This is a genomic window from Streptomyces sp. NPDC102441, assembly GCF_044765585.1.
Classification (GTDB): domain Bacteria; phylum Actinomycetota; class Actinomycetes; order Streptomycetales; family Streptomycetaceae; genus Streptomyces.
In genome coordinates this window covers 538,035-561,852 of record NZ_JBIWKH010000003.1, presented here as the reverse complement: position 1 = coordinate 561,852, position 23,818 = coordinate 538,035, and the positions used below count along the sequence as shown (strand labels likewise).

Below are 23,818 nucleotides of genomic sequence, written 5' to 3'. Positions count from 1 at the left end.
GCTGCCCTCTATGCCGCGTCACTCACGTCCGTCTGCACCGCGACCGCCCATTCGACGAGGAGCCGCTCGTACTTCCGGCGTGCGTCGGGCGAGCCCAGACCACCGTGTACCAGCGCACGGATCGCCGCGTTCAGCTCGGTGAGCGAGCGGACAGGCGCAGGCTCGGCAGGCGATGCAGGCATAGGACGATTCTACGGGTACCGGCCGGAAACAGCTTCGCCCGGGAGCGGAGCAAGGCGGCAGAGGGCGCGTGGGTCCGGCAGGTGGCAGGGATGAGGTCCGCGAGGGAAGGCGCCGGGCGTCGACCACAAGGACAGCGATTGGTCTGGAACTCAGGCGTGCAATCGGACTGGGACTCCGTACCGATCGGCGCCTAGGTTCGTCAGTGCAGTCGTCCGCAGGCCACGTGCCCCGCATGACCCCGCAGGCCACGTGCCCCGCATGACCCGAAGGAGAATCGATATGCTGCGACGCCGCATCGGAGGTCCGGATGGACCTGAGGTCAGCGCACTCTGCCTAGGGGCCTTGCCCTTCGGCAGCACCGTGGACGAGCGCACGTCCTTTGCCGTTCTCGACCGTTTCGTCGAGGCGGGAGGGAACTTCATCGACACCGCCGACAACTACGTCTTCTGGCTTCCGGGGAGCACGGGGGACGAGAGCGAGACCACGGTCGGCCGGTGGCTGGCCGCCCGGAACCTCCGCGAGGAAGTGGTGATTTCCACCAAGTTCGGCGGGCGCCCCACTGTCCCCGGGACCGGTCTGGAGACAGCCGAGGGTCTGTCCGCGCCCGTGGTGCGCAAGGCGGCGCAGGAGAGCCTGCGCCGACTGGGCACGGACCGTATCGACCTGTATTGGTCGCACGTCGAGGACCGGACCGTCCCGCTGGAGGAGACCCTCGGTGCCTTGAACGCGCTGGTCTCCGGGGGCGATGTGGGCGTGCTGGGCGCATCCAACCACCCGGCCTGGCGCGTTGCGCAGGCCCGCGCCGCAGCCCAGGGGAACGGCTGGGCGAGCTACAGCTGTGTGCAGCAGCGGTATTCCTACCTCCAGCCGCGGTTCGACGTCGCCCTGCCCGAAGCGGGCCACGTCCATGTGACGCCGGAAATGCTGGATTACGTGGGCAGCGAGCCGGATCTGACACTCATGGCTTACTCCACCCTCCTGTCCGGCGCCTATGCCCGCGATGACAAACCCCTGCCGGCGGCCTACGACCACCCGGGCACCGGACCCCGGCTGGCGGTGCTGCGCAAGGTGGCGTCCGAACTGGGTGCCACGCCCAGCCAGGTGGTGCTGGCCTGGCTGCTGCACGGCACCCCTCCCGTGCTTCCCATTGTGGGCGTCAGTTCCGTCGAGCAACTCGACGAGCTCCTTGCCGCTGTGGACCTGCGTCTGGAACCCGAGCAGCGGAGGCGCCTCGACGAGGCCTGACGGCCGCCCTGCTTCGGCAGTGTCCGAAGTCCCCGGGACGTCCGCGGTGAGGGTCAGCGGATGTGGCGTCCCGAAATGGCCCGGGAGATGACCAGGCGCTGGATCTCGCTCGTTCCCTCGAAGATCGTGTAGATCTTGGCGTCGCGGTACATCCGCTCCACCGGGTGTTCCCTGCTGTACCCGGCGCCGCCGAGGATCTGGACCGCCTTCTCCGTCGCGGAGACGGCGAGTTCGCCCGCGCGGAGCTTGGACATGGAGCCCTGGCCTGCGTCGAAGGTCCGGTCGTTGCGGGCCATCCAGGCCGCCTGCCAGATCAGCAGGCGTACGGCCTCGATCTCCGTACGGATGTCGGCGAGGGCGAACGCGATCGACTGGTTCTCGATGATCGGGCGGCCGAAGGCCTCGCGTTCACCGGCGTACTCCAGGGCGTACTCGTACGCGGCCCGTGCGATCCCCAGTGCCTGCGCGCCCACGGTGGGGCGGCTGACCTCGAACGTGGCCATCGCCGCCTGCCCCTTGGCGGCGCCGCCCTCGCGGGCGCGGGCGAGGCGGGCGTCCAGCTTCTCCTTTCCGCCGAGCAGGCAGTGCCCGGGGACGCGTACGTCGTCGAGGAAGACGTCCGCGGTGTGTGAGGCGCGCAGGCCGAGCTTCTTGATGGTGCGGCTCGCGGCCAGGCCCTTCGTGCCTGGCGGCACGATGAACGCGGCCTGGCCGCGGGCGCCGAGCGAGGAGTCGACCGAGGCGACCACCACATGGATCTCGGCGATCCCGCCGTTCGTGATCCACGCCTTCTGGCCGGAGAGCACCCACTCGTCCCTGGCCTCGTCGTAACGGGCCTTCGTGGCCATCGCGGAGACGTCGGAACCGGCCTGGGGCTCGGAGACGCAGAAGGCGGCCACCTTCGGGTCTTCCTCGTCGCCGTAACACTGCGGGACCCACTCGGCGAGCTGGTCGGGCGTGCCGGAGGCGAAGATCCCGGCGACCGCGAGCGAGGTGCCGAACAGCGCCATGCCGATCCCGGCGTCGCCCCAGAAGAGCTCCTCGTTGGCGATCTGGAGGGAGAGTCCGCTCGGGTCCCCGTACATGTCGGCGAGGGACTCGAACCCGTACAGACCGATCTTGGCGGCTTCCTGGATGACCGGCCACGGGGTCTCTTCGCGTTCGTCCCATTCGGCCGCCGCGGGGCGCACCACCTGGGCGGCGAAGCCGTGCACCCAGTTGCGCAGGTCCTGCTGTTCCTCGGTCAGGGCGAGGGAGAAGTAGCTCATGGGCTCAGGCCTTCGGGATGTCGAAGTAGCGGGTCAGTCCCGAGGCCAGGCCGACATCGCCGGCGATCTTCAGCTTGCGCATCATGAACATCGTCACGGGATTGCCGTTGCCGGAGACCAGCTTGAGGAATTCGGCGTCGCCCATCAACAGCGTCGTACGGGGCTCCGCGTCGGAGCGGCCGGCGCTCACCGTGCAGGTGCCGTCGGCTATGGAGGTCTCGTAGACCTCGTCGCTCTCGCCGGTGATCTTCCAGCGGATCAGGGCCTTCAGCCCGCCGGCCGCTTCCGGGCGGAACTGCTGCCGCATCCGGCCGAAGACCTCGCCCAGCACCCGGGCGCGCAGATCGCCGTGCATCACCTCGCCGAGCTGCTTGGCGGACAGGCCCTTGACGATCCGCGCGAACTCCTCCGGGGAGACGGCCGCGAAGTCGAGCCCGGACAGTTCGTCGGTGAGGTTGCCGCTGCTGTTGTCGGCCACGCCAAATCCTTACTCCAGAGTAAACTTACTTCTGAGTAAGGTAAGGCGGGCGCCGCCGCCGCGCAAGCAAGCGGGCGTCACCAGGTGCCGTCGGGGTGCACCGCGAGGTGTGGGTAGTGGGCGGACAGCACCTTGTTGGCCCACGCGAGCTCGGAAAGCGCCTGCTCGCGGTCGGCCTGGTCCTCGATGCCGAGCCTCGGCCCCCGGAACCTGCGCACCTCGCGGGCGGCGCAGTCGGCGTCGAACTCGGCCTGAAGGATGTGCGGCGGAGTGCAGGACCCGATCAGCGCGGCGACCCGGTCCGGGATCGGAACGGGGACGAGGAGGTGCGAAGCGGTCATGGGTGGGCCCTCTCGGATGGTCGGCCAGGAGGTGTTTCTCCGCGGTGGCCGGTGGGCCGCCGCTCCTCCCTATGTAACGGGACGCAGTTCCGGGTTTCTCGTTGAGAACGTCTCCGTGTCGCAACCGTTTGGGACTGACCGCCTATTTTGCCTTACCTGGAAGTAAGTTGACGTCGCGCCAGGTCTGTGATGCGGAATCAGGCGAGTGACTGGCCGCTGCGGGCCCGGAGCTGTGTGGCGCGCAGGACGGCCTCGGTCGAGAAGCGGCTCTCGGGGTCGGTGAGCTGCTCGCCGAAGATGGCCTCCAGGCTGCGCATCCGGTAACGGACCGTCTGGGGGTGGACATCCAGCAGTTCGCCCATCTGTGCGGCGGTGCCGCGGGTGTCGAGCCAGATGCGCAGCGTCTCGATCAGCCGCTCGCGCCGTGTGGTGCTGATGCCGGACACGGCGGCCAGTTCGCGAACGGCGAGCTGGTCGAGGAGGGCGGGGTCGGAGAGGAGCCACAGGGTGATGAGGTGGTCCTCGCACCGGACGATCGGTGTGTCGTCGATGATGCCCGAGTCGATGAGCTCGACGACCCGGCGGGCCCACCGGATCGAGTCGGACGCGAAGGCCGTCGGCACGGTCAGCCCGATCGCGGCGCGGGTGCCGGCCAGGGCGCGTTCGAGCATCTGCTGTCGCGCGTCGTCCAGCGGCCCCGGAACCAGCAGGTGCGGCTGCGGGTCGCCGAGATCGGCCAGTACGTCCCGGGCGAGGTCGGCGGGGTCGACGCCGGCGGGGGAGCGTACGGCGATCAGCGTCACCTGCTCGGGCAGTGGCCAGCCGGTCTGCTCGCACAGCTCGGAGATGGCGGTCCGTGGTACCGGGCGGCCGGTCAGGATCAGATGGAGGAGCCGGCGGCGCATGGCCTCGCCCTGCTGGCCGGACTGGGCGAGCACCTCCGAGAAGCCCTCGCGGGACAACGACTCCAACTCGTCGACGTAGGCGAACAGTGCGTCGGCGAAGCTGAGCATCAGGGTCGGCGAGAAGTTGTAGCTCCGGCCCACCTTCTTCGCCCGGCGCAGGGCGATGCGCGCGCCGAGCCGGTAGGCGCCCTGGAGCGTGTCCATGCTGCGGCCCTCGTAGGCCTCGAACCGCCCGAATCTTCGGCACATGTCGTCGCGGAGCGTCGTGGAGGAGGAGGGTTCGGCGACCAGGTCGACGAAGGAGGACAGGCTCTGTTCCACGCCGACCCGGATGGTCTGGCCGTTGGGCCCGTTCAGCAGCTGCGCGTATTCGGGATAGGCGCGTGTGACTTCCATACCGATCTCTTTGATCAGGCTGGGCAGTTCGGGCCGCATGATCGCGGCGAATTCCTGAGGAAGGGGACCCAGCGGATCGCCGGTGTCCAACGGCTGAATGAGTCTCGGCATGACTGTCCCCTTGCTCTCCGGCGCCCGGTGTGGGTGGGGCAATGGGGGAAGCGCTCCCACGGGCCGACTGGTGTATACCAACTTCGGCGACGAAGGTAGACCAAGTCGGTGGGTGTGCCCACCACTTGGACGAGATCGACGTGCAAGGGGCACACATCTGGCTCTCATTGTGGCCCTTCGGTGCAGGTGGGGGCGGCATTGCTCACTTCCGGACAATATTTTCGGACGCCTGCTCTCCCGGGGACAAGAAAATAACCCTGGGTAACACCCGCTTGTGGCCATCGGCCGGCCGGCCCGGACCGCACCGGGACCGTCCGACGGGGGGAATGCGGTGCTCCGTATGCCCGTGAGGCCGTGGCCGGCGGGGTGAAGATCACATCGGCGACCTGACCCGTGGCGGCGAATATTGCGCACCAAGTGACAAGTGCGGTGGGCCGATTAGTGACCGGCGGACGAGGAAAGAGAATGCCCGGCGGCAATTTCGACGGCGGGATTGTGCTCCAAGTTTCCCGCAAGTAACGTCACGCCCTGTCACAGAACGTGTGTGGCTGGATCGGCAGTACTGCCCCCACACAACTCGGTTCATCGCCGCGCTCCCTGCGTCTATGCAGGATTCGTCGTGCGAATCCCCGCAACAGTGCACCCGCATTGTCGAATCGGAGGAACTCACTGTGCGCAACACCCTCAGGAAGATCGCCATCACGACGGGCGTGGCATCCGCCGCCATCGTCCTCGGCACCACCCAGGCCATGGCCGTCCCGGCCACCACCTGGACGGTGTCGCCCGACCCCGCGCCGTTCACGGCCGTGTCGACCAACACGGTCCTGGAGGCCGGGGGCATCCCGATGACCTGTCCGGAGGCCGGTGCCAGCGGCACCGGGTTCAGCGCGACGGGCAACCCGGGTCACGTCGCCGACATCTCCGGAGCGTACTTCGGTACCTCGGCCGCACCCTGCACCAGCATCCTCGGCCCCGTGGAACCCGTCACGGACACCAGTTCGCCGTGGCAGATCCAGGCGGTGGACTACGACGCCGCGACGGGCGTGACCTCCGGCTACATCGACAGCATCAGCGCTGAGGTCACCGTGCTCTCCTGCACCTTCACGGTGAGTGGCGAGGTCAACGCGACCTACACCAACGACAGCGATGTGCTGTCGGTGGAGGCGGGTGGCGACCACCTGCTGATCGTCTCCGGTGCGACATCGGGATGCGCGGGCCTCATCTCGGACGGCATGAACCCGTCGTTCACCGGTGACTACGCCGTGGACGGTGTGGACAGCATCGTCGGCAGCTGACCTGACCGGGGCGGCTGGCGTCCGTGCGGGCCGTGCGGTGGGGCCACCCACCACACGGCCCGCACGCTCAACGGAAGGGAACTGCGGAGGATGATGACGCGCGGCATGCCGAGACGGATACGCGGGCGGGCGACCGCACGGGGCGGAGCCGTGCTGGCCGCGGTTCTCGTGGCCGGCATGGTCCCCGGAGCGCAGGCGTCCGTCGGCGGCCGGGACCTCGACGTCGAGCTCGGCTACACCTGTGACTTCCCTTCAGGAGCGCAGCCGGTGAAGGCGCGGATATCGGCCACGCTGCCGGAGGAGGGCAGCACGGCCGAGGCGCTGCAGCTCGGGTCCGTGGACACCGAACTGACCTTGCCCGAGGCGTCCCTGGCCGGCCTGGCCGACTCGGGTGCCGCAGCTGTCGAGGCGGAGACCCGGCTGACGGTCGACGTGGCGCAGGACGGTCACTCCGCCGAAGCCGTGTGGGTCGGCCGGGCCGAAGAGGCGGTGCCCCTCCCGGGAACGGGGGATCTCGTGCTCGCCGTCTCCGGTGACGTCCCCTCGGTCACCGCTTCCGCCTCCGGCGAGCTGACCTTCACCGCGTCGAAGCTGACCGCGGTGCTGAACGCGACGAAGGAGGACGGGAGTCCGGCCGGGCCGGCCGCTTCCGAGCTGGTCTGCACTCCGGAGGACGACCAGGACCTGAAGCTGGGATCGGTGGACATCAAGGACGGCGTGGCGGAGACCGTGCCATGGCCGTCGGAGACGGCCGAGGAGACCGGGGCCGGTGGGGAGACGCGTGACGAGGCGGCACCCCTGATCGAGCCGGAAGCCGAGGCGCCTACGGCTGACGAGGCACCGGCCTGTGCGGGTGACCCCACCAGGAACAGCAGCATGGTCGCCTACATCACGGGCTACGCGAACGTCGCCAAGCTCAACGGCGCATCGAAGTTCCCGGTCGCCTGCGCACAGATCACTCAAGGCCCGCAGCGGACGGGGCTGGGCGACGACGGGCGTTTTCACCTGTACCAGAACTCGAGCGTCGTGGTCGACTACAAGGGACGTCCGCAGCTCCCACCGTCCACCGCGACATTCCTGACCTTCGGATTCATGCCCACGACCGCGAAAATGGAAATGACGCAGAAGGTGCCTCCGACGGGCGAGGGCGGGTTGCCGGAAATGAACATCTATTCCGATCTGGTGCTCTCGCCTCCCCCGCAGTCCGGGTACACGGAAATCTCCATGGAGTTCAGTCTCCGTCTCTACGACGTGAAGGTGAACGGTGTTCCGTTGGACGTCGGGCCCGACTGTCGTTCGGCCGAGTACTTTCCGCTCGTCATGCGCGGTGAAGTGGTCCAGACGGCAACGGGATTCTCCGGATATCAGCTCACGACCGGAGGCCCCCTCACAGGGAAGGTGACGCTTCCTCCGTTCAGCGGGTGTGGTGTCGCCGAAGATCTCGATGACCTCTTCACCGCTTCCATCTCCGGGGAGCCCGGGTACGTGAAGCAGATGCAGGGAGCAGTGTGTGTCCCTGAGCGTGAGCTTCCCCCCAGGCCGAAGATCAAATGCACATCCAGCAACGAGCCCGTGAACATTCCGACGGCAGAACGCTGAATCAACCCGTCGGGCACCACACCAGTCCCTCAGTGTCGGACAGGAATTGAGGAAGTAATGAGAGCTGTCCCGAAGAGACGGTACGCAGTCCTGGCCGTGGCCGCCGCCATGGTCGCCGTCCCCCTCAGCACCAGCCCCGCCTCCGCAGCGACCGCCCAGGCGGACCTCAACGGTGACTGGGCCCCCTTCTCGCGGTGTCCCGTGGACGATCCGGCCATGCTCGCGGCGGACGGCGAGGACCTGGTCGCGACCTGTGTGTCCTCGGTGTCGCCCAGCGGCTCGATCAAGCTGGGCAGCACGGAGGCCACGACCGGGGTCAACGACATGCAGTTCGGTGTCATCCAGGACACCGCCACCGGTGCCTTCACCGTCGTCCCGCCGGCCGGCGGCGCCCTGATCGGCGCCCCGACCGAGATCCCCGGTGGGCTCCTGGGCCTGATGTGCCCCGAGAACGACATCCCGGTGATCAGCGACCTGTGCGACAGCATCACCAACGGCTCGCTGAACAAGGTGACGGCCACGGTGGAATCGGCCGGTACACCCACCGAGTTCAACCTGACCTCGGGACTCGTCACCGGTAAGCCGATCGTGAAGCTGCCGATCCGGATCCGCCTGGAGAACCCGCTCCTCGGCTCCAAGTGCTACATCGGATCGGCGAGCGACCCGGTGATCCTGCGACCGCAGAACACCACCGCGCCCGCCGTCGCCGTGCAGCGCTTCGACGCGGACGGCACGCGCGACACCGCCGGCGCCATGCTCAGGTTCGCCCTCACCGGGAACGACCAGGGCGACAGCACCTTCGCCGTGCCCAAGGCCACCGGCTGCGGCCTGGGCGGCAGCCTGAGCTGGGCCGTGAACCTCAAGACGGGGCTGCCGTCGGCCGCCGGGAACAACAACCTGGTGCTGAACAACGCCTCGACATACAGCGGCGGACTGACCGCGCCCGGCCTCGTCCTGCCGAACGCGGGCAAGGTGCTCTCGCAGTACTGGCACTCCGCGGCGAACTAGAGAGGCCCGGAGGGCTGTCCCGCGCCTTGTCACTCGTTGCGTATCCGACGCCTGCCGGCCCGAAGCCCACCCCGGCCGAATGAACCCTGGTCGGGGTGGGCTTCGCCATGCCCGGGAGGCGTTCCGTGGCCCCTCCGGGCCCGCCCGGAATTCCTCACTTCTCGATAGGTTTCATATGCCGAATGCTCATCGGGTCACAAGAAATAGGGGCCGTTGAATTACCTCGCAGAAAATTGATGAAGCGCTATTGCGGAGTGAGGTTACTCGCCCGTAACGTCCGGCGTGAGCGGCTCGGAAACGCGTCCGTACCTGCTCGTTCGACGTACGTGGAGTCCTGGTCGCGCCCTCTCGGCCCGGGATTCCTCCGGGAGTTCCTCCGGTACCGAAACCCTCCCGCCGGACGGAGCCTCCCACAGTCGGTGTCCCGCGGCTCCGGCCCCCCTGGGGCCGCGGGGCACCGGTGCGCCAGGAGCGCTTGCGCAGAATCCGACAAGACCGGTGAGCGGGTTTGTCATTCGGTGACAAGTGATCCGACCAGAGATCGATGTCCGGCGATTTCCGCTGTTCAACGGCTTGTCCAGGCGGTTTCGGCGGACATAACGTGCGCCTCCTGGTGCATGTGTGACGAGCCGTTGTTGGAATCACCGGAGCCGGAGCGCTGACAGATGACGTCGTTCACCACCACTTCGAAGGAGGGCCGATGGGAATCGAAGTAGTCGTCGAGGGCCTGACGAAGTCCTTCGGCAAACAGAACATCTGGCAGGACGTCAGCCTTACGCTGCCGGCCGGTGAGGTGAGTGTGATGCTCGGTCCCTCCGGCACCGGAAAGACCGTCTTCCTGAAATCCATCATCGGACTGCTGAAGCCGGAAGAGGGCCGCGTCCTCATCAACGGCGTCGACATGGTCAACAGCCCGGAGCGGGAAATCATGGAGACCCGCAAGCTCTTCGGTCTCATGTTCCAGGACGGCGCGCTCTTCGGGTCCATGTCGCTCTTCGACAACATCGCCTTCCCTTTGCGTGAACACACCCGCAAGAAGGAGTCCGAGATCCGCCGCATCGTCATGGAGCGCATCGACACCGTCGGCCTGCTCGGCGCCGAGGGAAAACTGCCCGGAGAGATATCCGGCGGGATGCGCAAGCGAGCCGGACTCGCCCGCGCCCTCGTCCTGGATCCGCAGATCATCCTCTGCGACGAACCCGACTCCGGACTCGACCCCGTGCGCACAGCCTTCATCTCGCAGCTGCTCATCGATCTCAACGCGCAGAGCGACGCCACCATGCTCATCGTCACCCACAACCTCGACATCGCGGCCACGGTCCCCGACAACATGGGCATGCTCTTCTGCCGCAACCTCGTGACCTTCGGGCCGCGCGAGGTGCTGCTGACCAGTGACACGCCCGTGATCGCGCAGTTCCTCTCCGGGCGCCGCGAAGGTCCCATCGGCATGTCGGAGGAGAAGGACGCGGCGACCCTCGCAGCCGAGCAGACGAACGGAGACGGTTACGTCTACACCGCCCCGGACTCCCTCCCTCCGCAGCTGGATCCCTCACCCGGAATGCCCGTACGTCAGGCCGCCCTGCGCCGCCGGGAGCGGGTCATCTCCATGATGGGCCGGCTGCCGGAGGCCGCCCGCACGGCGATCGTGAACAGCTACACGCCGACCTTGGACGGTGGGCGCCGATGACGGCACCGCTGCCAGTGCGGCCGGCCGCCGCGAAGGCGGGGGAGAGGGCACCTCGGCGGAGACCGCCCTCGCGGCTCCTGGCCCCGCTGCGCCAGACCGGTCAGCTGTTCGCCCTCGCGCTGGCCGTCGCCCGGGCCATCTTCCGCCGCCCGTTCCAGGTGCGGGAGCTCATCGAACAGTTCTGGTTCGTCGCCAGCGTCACCATCCTGCCCGCGGCCCTTGTGTCCATCCCCTTCGGCGCGGTCATCGCGCTCCAGGTCGGCTCCCTCACCGAACAGCTCGGCGCCCAGTCCTTCACCGGCGGTGCCAGCGTCCTCGCGGTCATCCAGCAGGCCAGCCCGCTCATCGTGGCGCTGCTGATCGCCGGGGCGGCAGGCTCCGCCATCTGCGCCGACCTCGGCTCCCGCAAGATCCGCGAGGAGCTCGACGCCATGGAGGTCATGGGTATCTCGCCCATCCAGCGGCTCGTCGTCCCCCGTGTGCTGGCCACCATGTTCGTCGCCGTCCTGCTCAACGGTCTCGTGTCCGTGGTCGGCACGCTCGGCGGCTACTTCTTCAACGTGATCATGCAGGACGGCACACCGGGCGCCTACCTCGCCAGCTTCTCCGCCCTCGCCCAGCTGCCGGACCTCTACGTCGGTGAGCTCAAGGCGCTGATCTTCGGGTTCATCGCGGGCATAGTCGCCGCCTACCGGGGCCTCAACCCGCGCGGCGGGCCCAAGGGCGTCGGCGACGCGGTCAACCAGTCCGTCGTCATCACCTTCATGCTGCTGTTCGCCGTGAACATGGTCCTCACCGCGGTCTATCTCCAGATCGTCCCCCCGAAGGGGGGCTGACCGATGTCGATGCTCGGCTGGCTCGACCGCTCCGGCGAGCAACTCACCTTCTACGTACGGGCGCTCATCTGGATCCCCCGGACCCTGCGTCGCTACCTCAAGGAGGTGCAGCGGCTGCTCGCCGAGGTCGCCTTCGGCAGCGGCGGCCTCGGGGTCATCGGCGGGACCATCGGCGTGATGATCGCGATGACCCTCGCCACCGGCTCGGTCGTCGGCCTCCAGGGCTACGCCGCTCTCGACCAGATCGGCACCTCCGCCTTCACCGGCTTCATCTCCGCCTACTTCAACACCCGGGAGATCGCCCCGCTCGTCGCGGGGCTCGCCCTCTCCGCGACCGTGGGCGCCGGCTTCACCGCCCAGCTCGGCGCGATGCGGATCAACGAGGAGGTCGACGCCCTCGAAGCGATGGGCGTGCGCTCCATGCCCTATCTCGTCACCACCCGGATCATCGCCGGGGTCGTCGCGATCATCCCGCTGTACGCGATCGGGCTGCTCTCCTCCTACCTCGCCTCCCGCTACATCACCGTCCTGTTCAACGGGCAGTCGGCGGGCACCTACGACCACTACTTCAATCTCTTCCTCTCCCCGGACGACGTGCTCCTGTCGGTGCTCAAGGTGCTGATCTTCAGCGTGCTGGTGATCCTCGCCCACTGCTACTACGGCTTCCACGCCACCGGCGGCCCGGCCGGCGTGGGTATCGCTGTGGGCCGGTCGGTGCGCAACGCCATCGTGCTGATCAGCGTCACCGACTTCTTCCTCTCGCTCGCCATCTGGGGCGCGACGACAACGGTGAAGGTGGCCGGCTGATGCACTCCTCCACGGCGCAGACGGCGCGCCGCAGACTCGCCGGTGTGGCCTTCGTGCTCGTGCCCGCCCTGCTCATATGGCTGTCGGTCTCCGTGTACGAGAAGGACTTTACGGACGACGCCACCGTGACCGTACGCACCGGGAGCGTCGGCAACGAGATGCACGACAACGCCGAGGTCAAGCTGCGCGGTGTCGTCATCGGAGAGGTACGCGACATCGAGGCGGCCGGGGACGGGGCGCGCCTGACGCTCGCCATCCAGCCCGGCCGGCTGGGGCAGATACCCGCCGACGTCACCGCCCAGATGCTGCCCACCACCCTCTTCGGCGAGCGGTTCGTCGCCCTCGTACCGCCGTCCGTCCCGTCGGCGCGGACCCTCCAGGCCGGTGCGGTGATCCCCCAGGACCGCTCCACCAACGCCATCGAGCTGGAGGAGGTCCTCGACAACGTCCTGCCGATGCTGACCGCGGTCAAGCCGCAGAAGCTCGCCGCCACCCTCAACGCCGTGTCGCAGGCGCTCGCAGGCCGTGGCGACAAGCTCGGCGACACCCTGGTCACCCTCGATGCCCACCTCAAGGAGTTCAACCCGCAACTCCCCACGCTCAACGCGGACATCAAGGAACTCGTCAAGGTGAGCCATCTCTACGCGGACGCGGCCCCCGACGTCCTGGACGCACTCACCGACTTCACCACCACCAGCGGCACCATCGCCGAACAGCAGGCGGAGCTCGCCGATCTGTACGGCTCCACCACCGCCTCCGCCCAGGACGTCACGTCCTTCCTGCGCAAGAACAAGGACAACCTCATCCGCCTCTCCGCCTCGGGCCGGCCGACGCTGGAACTCCTCGCCGAGTACTCGGACGTCTTCCCCTGCACCCTGCGCACCATGGCCGGCTTCGTGCCCGCCATGGACAAGGCGCTCGGCAAGGGCACAGATCAGCCCGGCCTCCACGTCACGCTCAGGCCCGTGGAGTCGAAGGGCAAGTACGTCGCCGGCAAGGACACCCCGGTCTACGACGCGACCGGAGGACCGCACTGCTACTCGGTGCCCTACACCGGCAGGTCGGTGCCGACGGCCGACGCCAGGACCGGCTCCGTCACGGACAGCGGCCCGGGAACGGACAGCGGCTCCGTCACGGACAGCGGCCCCGGCACGCAGGACCAGGACACCGGTGCCGCCGACACCGCACTCGGCATGCCCAACTCTCCCGAGGAGAGCCGGCTCGTCAACGAGCTGGTCGCTCCCTCCCTGAAAGTGCAGCCGCAGACCCTGCCCGACTGGAGCAGCGTGCTCATCGGTCCGGCCTTCCGCGGTGCGGAGGTGAAGCTCAAGTGAAGCGCCGCTCCCTCGCGGGACCTCTCATCAAGTCGATCGTCTTCGTCGTCGTGACCGCCCTGGCCACCACCGTCCTGGGGCTGTCCATAGCCAACACGGGCGTCGGCGACACCACGTCGTACCGGGCGAGGTTCACCGACGCGACCGGACTCGTCGTCGGCGACAGCGTCCGGATCGCCGGCGTCAAGGTCGGCCAGGTCGAAACCATCGAGGTCGCCGACAGGCGGGTGGCCGAGGTCGGCTTCGCCGTCCGCAAGGGCCGCGAGCTGCCGGCCTCGGTGACCGCGTCGATCAAATACCTCAACATGGTCGGCCAGCGCTACATCGACCTCGACCAGGGCGCCGGACCCGTCGGCGAGAGCTTCAGGTCGGGAGCGACCATCCCACTCTCGCGCACCACACCCGCGCTGGACCTCACCCAGCTCTTCAACGGCTTCCAGCCGCTCTTCGAGGGGCTGTCGCCACCGGACGTCAACCAGCTCGCCGGATCGATCGTCCAGGTCCTCCAGGGCGAGGGCGGCACAGTCGACAGCATCCTCTCCCACGTCGGATCCCTGACCAGCACCGTCGCGGCGAAGGACAAGGTGATCGGCGAGGTGATCAAGAACCTCAACACGGTCCTGAAGACCGTCAACGACCGGGAGGCGGGCTTCAACGACCTCGTCGTCACCCTGCAGAAGCTCGTCACGGGCTTCTCCGGCGACCGCAAGCCGCTCGGTGAGGCGGTCACGGCGATGGGTGCGCTCACCACCGTCACCGCCGACCTGCTCCAGGACGGACGCAAACCGCTCAAGGACGACATCGCCCAGCTCGGACGGCTCACCGGCCGACTGGACAAGAACGCCCCCAAGATCGAGAGCTTCCTGCAGAGGACCCCGGCCAAGATGGAGGCGATCACCCGCCTCACGTCGTACGGGTCATGGCTCAACCTCTACCTCTGCGAAGCGAGGATCAGCGGTGTGACGACCGAGGACGGCAGTGCGCCGCCCACCGGCGTCACGGTCGACGCACCGAGGTGCCAGGCATGAGAATCAAGCCCGTACGGGAACGCAACCCGGTCGCCGTCAGCATCGTCGGACTCCTGGTCCTCACCCTCCTCGGTCTCGCCGCCTACCGCGCCGACGCGCTGCCCTTCATCGGCGGCGGCACCACCTACAGCGCCGACTTCACCGAATCGGCCGGCCTCGACGAGGGCGACGAGGTACGGATCGCCGGAGTGAAGGTGGGCGAGGTCACCGGAGTCTCGCTCGACGGCGCCAAAGTGAAGGTGGACTTCAAGGTCAAGGACGCCTGGATCGGCAACTCCTCCACCGTCGGCATCGCCATCAAGACACTCCTGGGCGACAAGTACCTCGCCGTCGACCCTCTGGGCAACGCCCCCCAGGACCCGGGCTCCCGCATCACCGCGAGCCGCACCACTTCGCCGTACGACGTCACCCAGGCGTTCAACGGACTCGGCGAGACGATCGACGAGATCGACACCGCCCAGCTCGCGCAGAGCTTCGAGACGATCTCCGAGACCTTCAAGGACTCACCGCCCGACGTACGCAGCGCCGCGAACGGGCTGTCCGCACTGTCGAAGACGGTGTCCGAGCGCGACGCCCAGCTCGCCACCCTCCTCAAGGGAAGCAAGCAGCTCACCAAGACCCTCGCGAGCAAGAAGAGCAGCTTCGAGACCCTCCTGGAGGACGGCAACCTGCTCCTCGGCGAGATCAAGGCGCGCCGCGACTCCATCCATCTGCTGCTCACCGGGACCCGGAGCCTGGGGACCCAGCTCACCGGGCTCGTCGCGGACAACAACAAGCAGCTGGGGCCCACCCTGGACTCGCTGGGACGGGTCACCTCGGTCCTGGTGAAGAACCGCAAGAGCCTCGACAAGGTGCTCTCCCTGGCCGGCTCCTACAACCGCCTGGTCGGCAACACCCTCGGCAACGGCCGGTGGTTCGACAACTACGTCTGCGGTGTCGTCCCGAAGAACTACCTGCCCGCCGGCACACCCCCCGACAACGGCGACTGCATGCCACCGAAGCAGGGAGGGCGCTGACATGAGAGGCACACGCATCATCGGGATCGGCGCGGGGCTCGCCGTCGTGGCGGTCGCCGCCACCTCCGGCGTGATGGCGATGGACGACCAGGGGAAGACCACCGTCACCGCCTACTTCGACCAGGCCACCGGTGTGTACGCCGGGTCGGATCTGCGGATCCTCGGCGTGAAGGTCGGCACCGTCGAGTCCGTCGAACCACGCGGCGAGGAGGTCAGGGTCACCCTGCGCATCGACAAGGGCGTCAAGGTCCCCGAAGAGGCACACGCCGTCGTCGTGGCCCCCAGCCTGGTCGCCGACCGGTACGTGCAGCTCGCCCCGGCCTACACCGGGGGAGCGCGGCTCGAGGACGAGGCCGTGCTCCCGGCCGCGGACAACGCCACCCCCATCGAGGTCGACCAGCTCTACGCGTCGATCACCGAGCTCTCCACGGCCCTCGGCCCGGACGGAGCCAACACGGACGGGGCCCTCTCCGAGCTCCTCGACACCGGGGCGAAGAACCTCGACGGCAACGGAAAGGCCATCGGGAACTCCATCGAACAGTTCGGCAAGGCGACGAAGACACTCGACAGGAGCAGCGGGAACCTCTTCGACACGCTGTCCTACCTGCAGACGTTCACCACGATGCTCAAGGACAACGACGGCAATGTCCGGGCCGCCGAGCAACAGCTCAACACCGTCACCGGTTTCCTCGCCGACGACAAGGAGAACCTCAGCGCGGCCCTGAAGGAACTGGGCAAGGCGCTCGGCCAGGTCAAGGGCTTCATCCAGAAGAACCGCGGCGCCCTCAAGAAGAACGTGGACCTCCTGGTGCCGCTCACCCAGACCCTGGTCGACCAGCGCGCCTCGCTCGCCGAATCCCTCGACACACTGCCGCTCGCGGCGGGCAACCTCGTGAACGCCTACGACCCCGCGAACCGCACCCTCAACGGACGCACCGACCTCAACGAGCTGTCGATGGGCGGGCCCCTCACCGAACCCGGCGCCACCGGACTGCAAGGGCTGGCACCCGTCGACACCACCCGGCAGCAGGCGCTGCCCGCACTCCCGCTGCCCGCCGTCGGCACCGTCTACGGCACCCCGGAGAAGACCGGGACGCAGAAGAAGAAGGAGGCGACCCCATGAGCCCCGCCCTGCGCAGACCCGGCACCCGCGTGGTCACGGGCCTCGGCGCCCTGGTCGCCGCCGGCGTCGGCCTCGCACTCGTCGCCACGACCGTCGGTTTGCCGTCCTTCTCGGGCCTCGACCAGGTGCCGCTGCCCGGCGGAGCGGACCTCGGCGACCACCCGTACGAGATAACCGCCGAGTTCGGGGACGTCCTCAGTCTCGCCCCGCAGTCGTCCGTCAAGGTCAACGACGTGGCGGTGGGCAGGGTCACCAAGATCTCCCTCACCCCGGGCAGCTGGACCGCGAGGGTCACCATGAGCGTCAACGGGAAGATCGACCTGCCCGCCAACGCCTTCGCCCACCTCGAACAGTCCAGCCTCCTCGGCGAGAAGTTCGTCCAGCTCTCACCCCCGAGCGCCGGCAACGCCCGGGGCGAGCTCGCGGACGGCGACCGGATCCCGCTCTCCCGCACCAACCGCAACCCGGAGGTCGAAGAGGTCTTCGGCGCGCTGTCGATGCTCCTCAACGGGGGCGGGATCAGCCAGCTCAAGACCATCACCACCGAGCTCAACAAGGCACTCGACGGCCAGGAACCGCAGATCCGCTCGATGCTGGAGCGGGTCGACACACTCGTCACGAACCTGGACGACCACAAGGAGGACATCACCCAGGCACTCGACGGCGTCAACCGGCTCTCCGCCACCCTCGCCACCCGCAAACAGGACGTCGGTACTGTCCTCACCGGTCTCAGCCCCGGCCTGAAGGTCCTGGAGAAGCAGCGTGGCTCGCTCCTCACCATGCTGCGCTCGCTCGACACACTCTCCACCGTCGCCGTCGACACGATCAACAACAGCAAGGCCGACATGATCGCCGACCTCGAGGCCATCGCGCCCACGCTCACCGCGCTCGCCGACTCCGGCAACGATCTGCCGGACTCCCTCCAGGTGCTGGTCACCTACCCGTTCACCGACGAGGTGCTCCGCGGGGTGAAGGGCGACTACCTCAACGTCTACCTGGACGTGACGGCCCTGCCCGGCACCCAGATCATCCCCGCGCTCACCCCGCCCGGCGCGCAGCAGAAGCAGGGGGCCGCGCTGCCCCTGCCGCTCCCCTCGGTCACCACACCGGGAACGGAGGGCACCCGCTGATGATCACCCTTGCCATCCGGCTCAAGAACATCGCCTTCCTCGTCATCGCCGTACTCGTCCTCGGCTTCCTGGGGGTGCGGTACGCCGACCTCGGCCACTACGTCGGGCTGCGCGACTACTACACCGTCACCGTGCAACTGCCGCAGACAGGCGGCCTGTTCACCCACTCCAACGTCAGCTACCGGGGCGTCTCCGTGGGAAGGGTCGGCCCGATCGAGCTCACCGACGACGGGGTCGAGGCCGAGCTGCGCATCGAGAACGACGCGCCACGCATCCCCGACGCGCTGCAGGCCGTCGTCGCCAGCCTCTCGGCGGTCGGCGAGCAGTACGTCGATCTGCGGCCCACCCGCGCGGACGGCCCCTTCCTGGAGAACGGCTCGGTCATCGACCAGGCGGACACCACCGTCCCCGCACCCGTCACCGACGTCCTCACCAGCGTCAACGACCTGACGGCCTCCGTCGACACGGAAGACCTGCGCACGGTCGTCGACGAATTCGGAGCCGCGTTCAGCGGCCGTGGAGACGACCTCCAGGTCCTGCTCGACACCAGCAGCGAATTCGTCGAGGCCGCGGACGAGGCCCTGCCGACCACCACGAAGCTGATGGCGGACGGCGAGACCGTGCTGCGCACCCAGAACGAACAGGGCGAAGCGCTGAAGGGCTTCGCCTCCGGCGCCGAGGAACTCGCCGCCGAACTCAAGGGATCCGACACCGACCTACGTCGGCTCATCGCCGCGGCGCCCGGCGCCACCGAACAGATCAGCGGGCTGCTGCGCGACCTCGACCCCGCCTTCGGCGTGGTCGTCGCCAACCTCCTCACCACCTCCGAGGTCGCCGTCACACGGCAGCGCGGACTGGAGGAACTCCTCGTGAAACTCCCCGCGGTCGCGGCGGCCGGCGCGAGTGCCGTCGACGCGGACGGTGCCAGGTTCGGCATGTCGGTCACCTTCTTCGAACCACTGCCCTGCACCACCGGATACGGCTCCACCACCTACCGCCCCGGCACCGACGTCTCGCCGGCCCCCGCCACCAACACCAAGGCCCGCTGCGCGTCCTCGCCCGGCAGCGGCATCAATGTCCGGGGCAGTGCCAACGCCCCGACGGGCGGTCCCGTACCCGAGCCGTTCACGCCCGGTTCCGGTCTCCTCCCGGACACGCTCGGCACCACCGGGCAGACCACCACACCACAGGCCGAAGGCATGGCCGGACTGCTGGGCCTGGGAGGCGGCTCATGAGCGACCGTACGAGAACCGGCCTCGGCTGGGCCGCGCTGCTCGCCGCCGTGCTCGTCTGCGCGCTCGGCACCTGGTCGTACGCCCAGGCCCGGGGTGACGACTCCCTGGCGTACGCGAAGAGCCGTGACACCGCGCTCGCCGAGGGCAAGCGGCACCTCGCCCGGCTGACCAGCATGGACGGCAGGACAGCGGCGAGCGTGGAGTCCGGGCTCACCGCCTGGCTCGGCGCCTCGACGGGACCGTTCCACGACCGGCTGGAGAGCACCCGGAAGAAGGACGCGGGCGAGCTCACCGAGTCGGGCACCACCGCACGCGGCAAGGTCACCGACGCCGCGCTCACCGCGCTCGACGACCGGGCCGGCACGGCGGCACTCATCGCGACCGTCGACGTAGAGATCACCCCGCGCACCGGCAAGGGCGGCACCGAGCGCAAACGTTTCGAGGCGACGCTGGCCCGGACCGGGGACGGCTGGAAGATCAAGGCACTTGACGCGCTGCCGGTCGGGAGCGGCTCATGAAGCAGAGCACGGCAACAGCGACGATCGCGCCGGACCCCGGACCCGTACCGGATCCCGGTCCGGAGGGCACCCCGGCCCGCAGGCGGTGGACCCGCCCCGTGGCGGCCGTGCTGGCCGTCGCCCTGCTGGGCGTGGGCGGCACCCTGTTCGTCCAGGGGCGACAGCTGCGCGACACCCCCGCCACGTCCAACCACGCCCTCACCGACTCCGCCGCGACCACCCAGGTCGCCGGTGACGTGAGCAGCGCGCTGGGCAAGGTCTTCTCGTACAGCCCGCAGGCCACCGCCGCCACCAAGGAGTCGGCGAAGCAACTGCTCGCGGGCCGGGCGCTCCAGCAGTACGCGGCCCTGTTCGGCCAGGTCGAGAAGCAGGCCGCGGACCAGAAGCTGACCCTCACCAGCCAGGCCGTACGTGCCGGGGTCACCCGGCTCACCGGCGGCAGCGCCCATCTCCTCGTCTTCCTCGACCAGGTCTACGAGCGCGAGGGAAAGGCCGCCACCACGGCGGCGGCACAGCTGTCCGTGACCGCGGAACTGCGGGACGGACACTGGCGGATCGTCGACATCACCTCCAGGTAGGGGAGAGCACCGATGGCACGGGTACGCACGACGAGAAATCCGCTGCGGGCGGCAGCGGTCGCGCTGACAGTCGTGGCCGCCGTCGCCGCGGGCTGGGGAGGCTGGTCCCGCTACGACGCCGCGCACGACGGCTCGGCGGCCTACGCGCAGGCCCGCGACGCCGCCCTGGCGGCGGGTGAGCAGGCCGTACAGAACATGAACACGCTCGACCACGCCCGGCTCGCCGAGGGGCTCGACAGCTGGGAGGACTCGACCACCGGCGATCTGCACAAGCAACTCGTCGACGGGCGGGACGCGTTCCTCAAGCAGATCGAGGCGGCCAAGACGGTCAGCACCGCCAAGATCCTCTCCGGAGCCGTGACGGAGCTGGACGACCGGGAGGGCAAGGCCGGCGTGATGGTGGCGCTGCGCGTCACCGTGACCGCCCCCGAGGGCGAGCCCGCGGTCAAGGAGAGCCGGATGCTGGGGCAGCTCACCCGCACCTCCGGGGGCTGGAAACTCAGCGCCCTGGGCCAGGCACCCGTCGGTGACACCGCCGGCTGACCCGCCCGACCGCCCCGCCTTCGAGAGGACCACACCATGTCGACGACCCGCCACCTCGTCAACCGCCGCCGCCGGCTCGCCACGGTCGCCGCGACGACCGCGCCGTCACGCACGGCCGATCCCGGGCCGGCCGAGGCGCCCGGGGCGACGGAGCCCCCCGAGCCCGCGGACACGGCCGCCGCCGAAGCGGCCCCCGAGGACGAGGCCGGGACGGAGGAGGGGGCCGCCGGGGACGCGCCCCCGCGCAGGCGGCTGCCCCGCCCGCGCGTCCGGCTGCCCGCCGTCCTCTGCGCCGTGACACTGCTCCTCGGCGCCTTCGCCGCCTGGTCGTTCACCTCGGCCGGCACACTCCGCGACGACCCGAGCCGGCAGAACGCGGCCCTCACCGACATCAGCAGGACCAGCGAGGTGAAGGGGCAGATCACCGAGGCCGTCGGCGCGGTCTTCTCCTACAACTACGCCTCGCCCGCGAAATCCGACCTTGCCGCGCAGAAGCATCTGACCGGCAAGGCGGTCCAGCAGCACAAGGACATGCTCGCCGAGGTACGGGCCCAGGCGCCGAAGCAGAAGCTCTTCCTCACCACGACCGTCACCCAGAGCGGCGTCGAACTGCTCGACGGCGACCGCGCCCGGCTGCTGATCTTCGCCGACCAGAGCAACACCCGTACCGGCAAGGAGGAGGAGACGACGTACGCGGCCGCGATGTTCGCCGTGGACGCCGTCCGCCGCGGCGACACCTGGCGGATCGCGGCCATCGACACGTTCACGCGATGACCCAGGAGAGGCAGGACACATGAGGTTCAACGGATCCATGCGCCGCGGACTCACCGGCACGGCCACCGCGGTCGCGGCCATGGCGGCGCTCACCGCGTCCCAGGCCCCGGGGCTCACGGGCGGCGGCGCTGCCGACGACGCGAAGAACGTGGCATCGGACGACGTCGTCTGGACCGAGGTGGAGAACGACGACAGCTACCACACCGAGCTGCCGCCCCTGGAGTCACCGGAGCCGCCGAAAAGCACCGGGAAGAAGCCCGGCCCGGCCGTCACGCAGCCCTGGGCCGAGGCGGGCATACCCGCCACCGTCCTGGCCGCCTACCGCGACGCGGAGAGAGCGCTCGGCCGGAGCGACCCCGGCTGCCACCTTCCCTGGCAGTTGCTCGCGGCGATCGGAAAGGTGGAGTCCGGCCATGCGAGCGGGGGACGGGTGGACACCGTCGGCACCACGCTCACGCCGATTCTCGGGCCCGTCCTCAACGGCAGCGGCTTCGCGCACATCTCCGACACCGACGGCGGCGCGTACGACGGCGACGCCCGGTACGACCGGGCGGTCGGTCCCATGCAGTTCATTCCGTCCACCTGGGCGCACTGGGGCAAGGACGGCAACGGCGACGGGCGCAAGGACCCCGGCAACATCGCCGACGCCGCTCTCGCCGCGGGCCACTACCTCTGCGCCGGGACGCGTGACCTGTCCGTACGGGCGGATCTGGACAGGGCGGTCCTCAGCTACAACCACTCGGACACCTACCTCAGTACGGTCCTGTCCTGGCTGGAGTTCTACCGCAAGGGCGTCCACCCCGTCGCCGACGGCACGGGCGTGATCCCGAAGAGCCCCGGCGCGGGAGGCCCGAACACCCCGAAGGCCCCGGTCGGCGGCCCCGGCAGCCCGAGCGCCCCCGGCAAGGGCGGCGGCGGCATCGTCGTCGGCCCGCAGCCCACCCGCACACCGGCTCCCTCCACCTCGCCGACTCCCACCCCGACGGACTCCGGGAGCCCGGACCCGGGTGGTCCGTCGACACCCACGGACCCGAGCCCCGACCCCACCGACAGCGGCCCCACGGACCCGACCACCACGCCCACACCGGACCCGACGACGCCGGACCCGACGACGTCACCCGACCCGGACCCCACCTCCACCGATCCGGCCTGCCCCACGCCCTCGGCGGAGGCCGGCACCGAGGCCCCCACGGACGCACCCACCGACGAGCCCTGCCCCACCCCCAGCGCTTGACGGGTCAGCGGCCGTCGAGCACCTCGGACAGGTCGTACCGCACCACTTCCTCCAACTGCGCGTAGGTGCAGCCGGAAGGGACGCGGTCCGGCCGCCACCGCCGGAACTGGGTGGTGTGGCGGAAGCGGTCACCCTCCATGTGGTCGTACGCCACCTCGCAGACCCGCTCCGGCGCGAGAGCCACCCAGGAGAGGTCCTTCTTGCCCGACCAGCGGCTCGGCGCGCCCGGCAGACGTGCCCCCTCGTGTGCCGACGCCTCCGCCCAGGACGCCCACGGATGCTCGGCGGGGTCGATGCGCAACGGGTCGAGCTCCTTCAGGAGTTCAGCGCGCCGTTTCATCGAGAACGCCGCGCACACCCCCACGTGCTGGAGGGCGCCCCCGGCGTCGTACAGGCCGAGCAGCAGTGAGCCGACCACCGGACCGCTCTTGTGGAAGCGGTAGCCCGCCACCACGCAGTCGGCGGTCCGCTCGTGCTTGATCTTGTACATGACCCGTGCGTCCGGCCGGTACGGCAGATCGAGCGGCTTGGCGACCACGCCGTCGAGCCCCGCTCCCTCGTACCGCTCGAACCACTCCCGCGCGAGATCCGGGTCCGTGGTGGACGGGGCCAGATGGACGGGGGCCGAGGCGTCCGCCAGCGCCCCCTCCAGGACCGTCCGCCGTTCGGTCTGGGCGGTGGTGAGCAGTGACGTGTCGTCGAGGGCGAGGATGTCGAAGGCGACGAAACTCGCCGGGATCTGCTCGGCCAGCATCCGCACCCTGGAATCGGCCGGATGGATGCGCTCACTCAGCCGGTCGAAGTCCAGCCGTCCCTCGTACGGCAGAACGATCTCGCCGTCGACCACGCACCGCGTCGGCAGATTCTCCCGCACGGCGGCGACCACCTCGGGGAAGTAGCGGGTGAGGGGCTTCCCCGTCCGGCTGCCGATCACCACCTCGTCACCGTCCCGGTGCACGATCGCCCGGAATCCGTCCCACTTCGCCTCGTACTGCATACCCGGCGGAATCGCGGACACGGACTTGGCGAGCATCGGCTTCACAGGAGGCATCACCGGCAGGTCCATGGCCCCGATTCTCACTCACCGCAGTGAGAACGTCCTCCGATATGCGGCATATGTGGGCCCGGCCTACGGTGTCCGACATG

Annotated in this window: 24 protein-coding genes; 18 read left to right on the top strand and 6 right to left on the bottom strand. The window is 69.1% G+C overall.

Annotated elements, in window-relative coordinates:
- Positions 1-8: 8 nt before the first annotated feature.
- Positions 9-182 carry a hypothetical protein gene (locus ACIREO_RS08780; RefSeq protein WP_404106717.1) on the bottom strand — a complete coding sequence of 58 codons (174 nt, stop codon included), beginning with the start codon at positions 180-182 and terminating at the stop codon, positions 9-11.
- Between the two features lie 280 nt (positions 183-462).
- On the opposite strand from ACIREO_RS08780, the gene ACIREO_RS08775 reads away from it, so the two are divergent.
- Positions 463-1,428, top strand: coding sequence for an aldo/keto reductase (locus ACIREO_RS08775; RefSeq protein ID WP_404106715.1), 966 nt, complete (start codon positions 463-465; stop codon positions 1,426-1,428).
- A 53-nt stretch (positions 1,429-1,481) separates the two neighbouring features.
- Here ACIREO_RS08775 and ACIREO_RS08770 read toward each other — a convergent pair whose 3' ends face one another.
- From ACIREO_RS08770 to ACIREO_RS08755, 4 genes are all read right to left on the bottom strand, one after another.
- Complete coding sequence (locus ACIREO_RS08770) at positions 1,482-2,696, bottom strand: acyl-CoA dehydrogenase family protein (protein WP_404106714.1); 1,215 nt, start codon at positions 2,694-2,696, stop codon at positions 1,482-1,484.
- Positions 2,697-2,700: 4 nt separating this feature from the next.
- Positions 2,701-3,174 (bottom strand): SCP2 sterol-binding domain-containing protein, encoded by a 474-nt coding sequence (locus ACIREO_RS08765; protein WP_404106712.1) that lies wholly within the window; start codon positions 3,172-3,174, stop codon positions 2,701-2,703.
- Between the two features lie 77 nt (positions 3,175-3,251).
- Positions 3,252-3,515, bottom strand: coding sequence for a hypothetical protein (locus tag ACIREO_RS08760; RefSeq protein ID WP_404106710.1), 264 nt, complete (start codon positions 3,513-3,515; stop codon positions 3,252-3,254).
- A gap of 197 nt (positions 3,516-3,712) precedes the next feature.
- Positions 3,713-4,927: a helix-turn-helix domain-containing protein gene (locus ACIREO_RS08755; protein WP_404106709.1), complete on the bottom strand. Its 1,215-nt coding sequence runs from the start codon at positions 4,925-4,927 to the stop codon at positions 3,713-3,715.
- 671 nt (positions 4,928-5,598) lie between these two features.
- On the opposite strand from ACIREO_RS08755, the gene ACIREO_RS08750 reads away from it, so the two are divergent.
- The 17 genes from ACIREO_RS08750 (at position 5,599) to ACIREO_RS08670 (ending at position 22,672) form a co-directional block, all read left to right on the top strand.
- Positions 5,599-6,222, top strand: coding sequence for a hypothetical protein (locus ACIREO_RS08750; protein ID WP_404106708.1), 624 nt, complete (start codon positions 5,599-5,601; stop codon positions 6,220-6,222).
- Positions 6,223-6,327: 105 nt separating this feature from the next.
- Positions 6,328-7,821, top strand: coding sequence for a DUF6801 domain-containing protein (locus tag ACIREO_RS08745; protein ID WP_404106707.1), 1,494 nt, complete (start codon positions 6,328-6,330; stop codon positions 7,819-7,821).
- 57 nt (positions 7,822-7,878) lie between these two features.
- Positions 7,879-8,829, top strand: a complete 951-nt coding sequence (locus tag ACIREO_RS08740; RefSeq protein ID WP_404106706.1) for a hypothetical protein — start codon at positions 7,879-7,881, stop codon at positions 8,827-8,829.
- Positions 8,830-9,529: 700 nt separating this feature from the next.
- Positions 9,530-10,516 (top strand): ABC transporter ATP-binding protein, encoded by a 987-nt coding sequence (locus ACIREO_RS08735; protein WP_404106704.1) that lies wholly within the window; start codon positions 9,530-9,532, stop codon positions 10,514-10,516.
- Positions 10,513-11,352: an MlaE family ABC transporter permease gene (locus ACIREO_RS08730; RefSeq protein WP_404106702.1), complete on the top strand. Its 840-nt coding sequence runs from the start codon at positions 10,513-10,515 to the stop codon at positions 11,350-11,352. The genes ACIREO_RS08735 and ACIREO_RS08730 overlap by 4 nt, the downstream gene beginning before the upstream one ends.
- A 3-nt stretch (positions 11,353-11,355) precedes the next feature.
- A complete protein-coding gene (locus tag ACIREO_RS08725) occupies positions 11,356-12,159 on the top strand; it encodes an MlaE family ABC transporter permease (RefSeq protein WP_404106701.1) in 804 nt (267 codons plus the stop codon).
- Positions 12,159-13,493 (top strand): MCE family protein, encoded by a 1,335-nt coding sequence (locus tag ACIREO_RS08720; protein WP_404106699.1) that lies wholly within the window; start codon positions 12,159-12,161, stop codon positions 13,491-13,493. The genes ACIREO_RS08725 and ACIREO_RS08720 overlap by 1 nt, the downstream gene beginning before the upstream one ends.
- On the top strand, positions 13,490-14,521 hold the full coding sequence (locus ACIREO_RS08715; RefSeq protein WP_404106698.1) for an MCE family protein: 1,032 nt from the start codon (positions 13,490-13,492) through the stop codon (positions 14,519-14,521). The genes ACIREO_RS08720 and ACIREO_RS08715 overlap by 4 nt, the downstream gene beginning before the upstream one ends.
- Complete coding sequence (locus ACIREO_RS08710) at positions 14,518-15,537, top strand: MCE family protein (RefSeq protein WP_404106696.1); 1,020 nt, start codon at positions 14,518-14,520, stop codon at positions 15,535-15,537. Before ACIREO_RS08715 ends, ACIREO_RS08710 begins: the two co-directional genes overlap by 4 nt.
- 1 nt (position 15,538) lies before the next feature.
- A complete protein-coding gene (locus ACIREO_RS08705) occupies positions 15,539-16,660 on the top strand; it encodes an MCE family protein (RefSeq protein WP_404106695.1) in 1,122 nt (373 codons plus the stop codon).
- Positions 16,657-17,790, top strand: a complete 1,134-nt coding sequence (locus ACIREO_RS08700; protein ID WP_404106693.1) for an MCE family protein — start codon at positions 16,657-16,659, stop codon at positions 17,788-17,790. The genes ACIREO_RS08705 and ACIREO_RS08700 overlap by 4 nt, the downstream gene beginning before the upstream one ends.
- On the top strand, positions 17,790-19,025 hold the full coding sequence (locus ACIREO_RS08695) for an MCE family protein (protein WP_404106692.1): 1,236 nt from the start codon (positions 17,790-17,792) through the stop codon (positions 19,023-19,025). The genes ACIREO_RS08700 and ACIREO_RS08695 overlap by 1 nt, the downstream gene beginning before the upstream one ends.
- Positions 19,022-19,543 carry a hypothetical protein gene (locus tag ACIREO_RS08690; protein ID WP_404106691.1) on the top strand — a complete coding sequence of 174 codons (522 nt, stop codon included), beginning with the start codon at positions 19,022-19,024 and terminating at the stop codon, positions 19,541-19,543. Before ACIREO_RS08695 ends, ACIREO_RS08690 begins: the two co-directional genes overlap by 4 nt.
- Positions 19,540-20,121 carry a hypothetical protein gene (locus tag ACIREO_RS08685; protein ID WP_404106689.1) on the top strand — a complete coding sequence of 194 codons (582 nt, stop codon included), beginning with the start codon at positions 19,540-19,542 and terminating at the stop codon, positions 20,119-20,121. Before ACIREO_RS08690 ends, ACIREO_RS08685 begins: the two co-directional genes overlap by 4 nt.
- 12 nt (positions 20,122-20,133) lie before the next feature.
- Positions 20,134-20,664, top strand: a complete 531-nt coding sequence (locus tag ACIREO_RS08680) for a nuclear transport factor 2 family protein (RefSeq protein ID WP_404106687.1) — start codon at positions 20,134-20,136, stop codon at positions 20,662-20,664.
- A 36-nt stretch (positions 20,665-20,700) separates the two neighbouring features.
- Positions 20,701-21,438, top strand: a complete 738-nt coding sequence (locus ACIREO_RS08675; RefSeq protein WP_404106685.1) for a hypothetical protein — start codon at positions 20,701-20,703, stop codon at positions 21,436-21,438.
- Between the two features lie 19 nt (positions 21,439-21,457).
- Positions 21,458-22,672: a lytic transglycosylase domain-containing protein gene (locus tag ACIREO_RS08670; protein WP_404106683.1), complete on the top strand. Its 1,215-nt coding sequence runs from the start codon at positions 21,458-21,460 to the stop codon at positions 22,670-22,672.
- Between the two features lie 4 nt (positions 22,673-22,676).
- On the opposite strand, the gene ACIREO_RS08665 is transcribed toward ACIREO_RS08670, so the two are convergent.
- Positions 22,677-23,738 (bottom strand): ATP-dependent DNA ligase, encoded by a 1,062-nt coding sequence (locus ACIREO_RS08665; RefSeq protein WP_404106682.1) that lies wholly within the window; start codon positions 23,736-23,738, stop codon positions 22,677-22,679.
- Between the last annotated feature and the right edge of the window lie 80 nt (positions 23,739-23,818).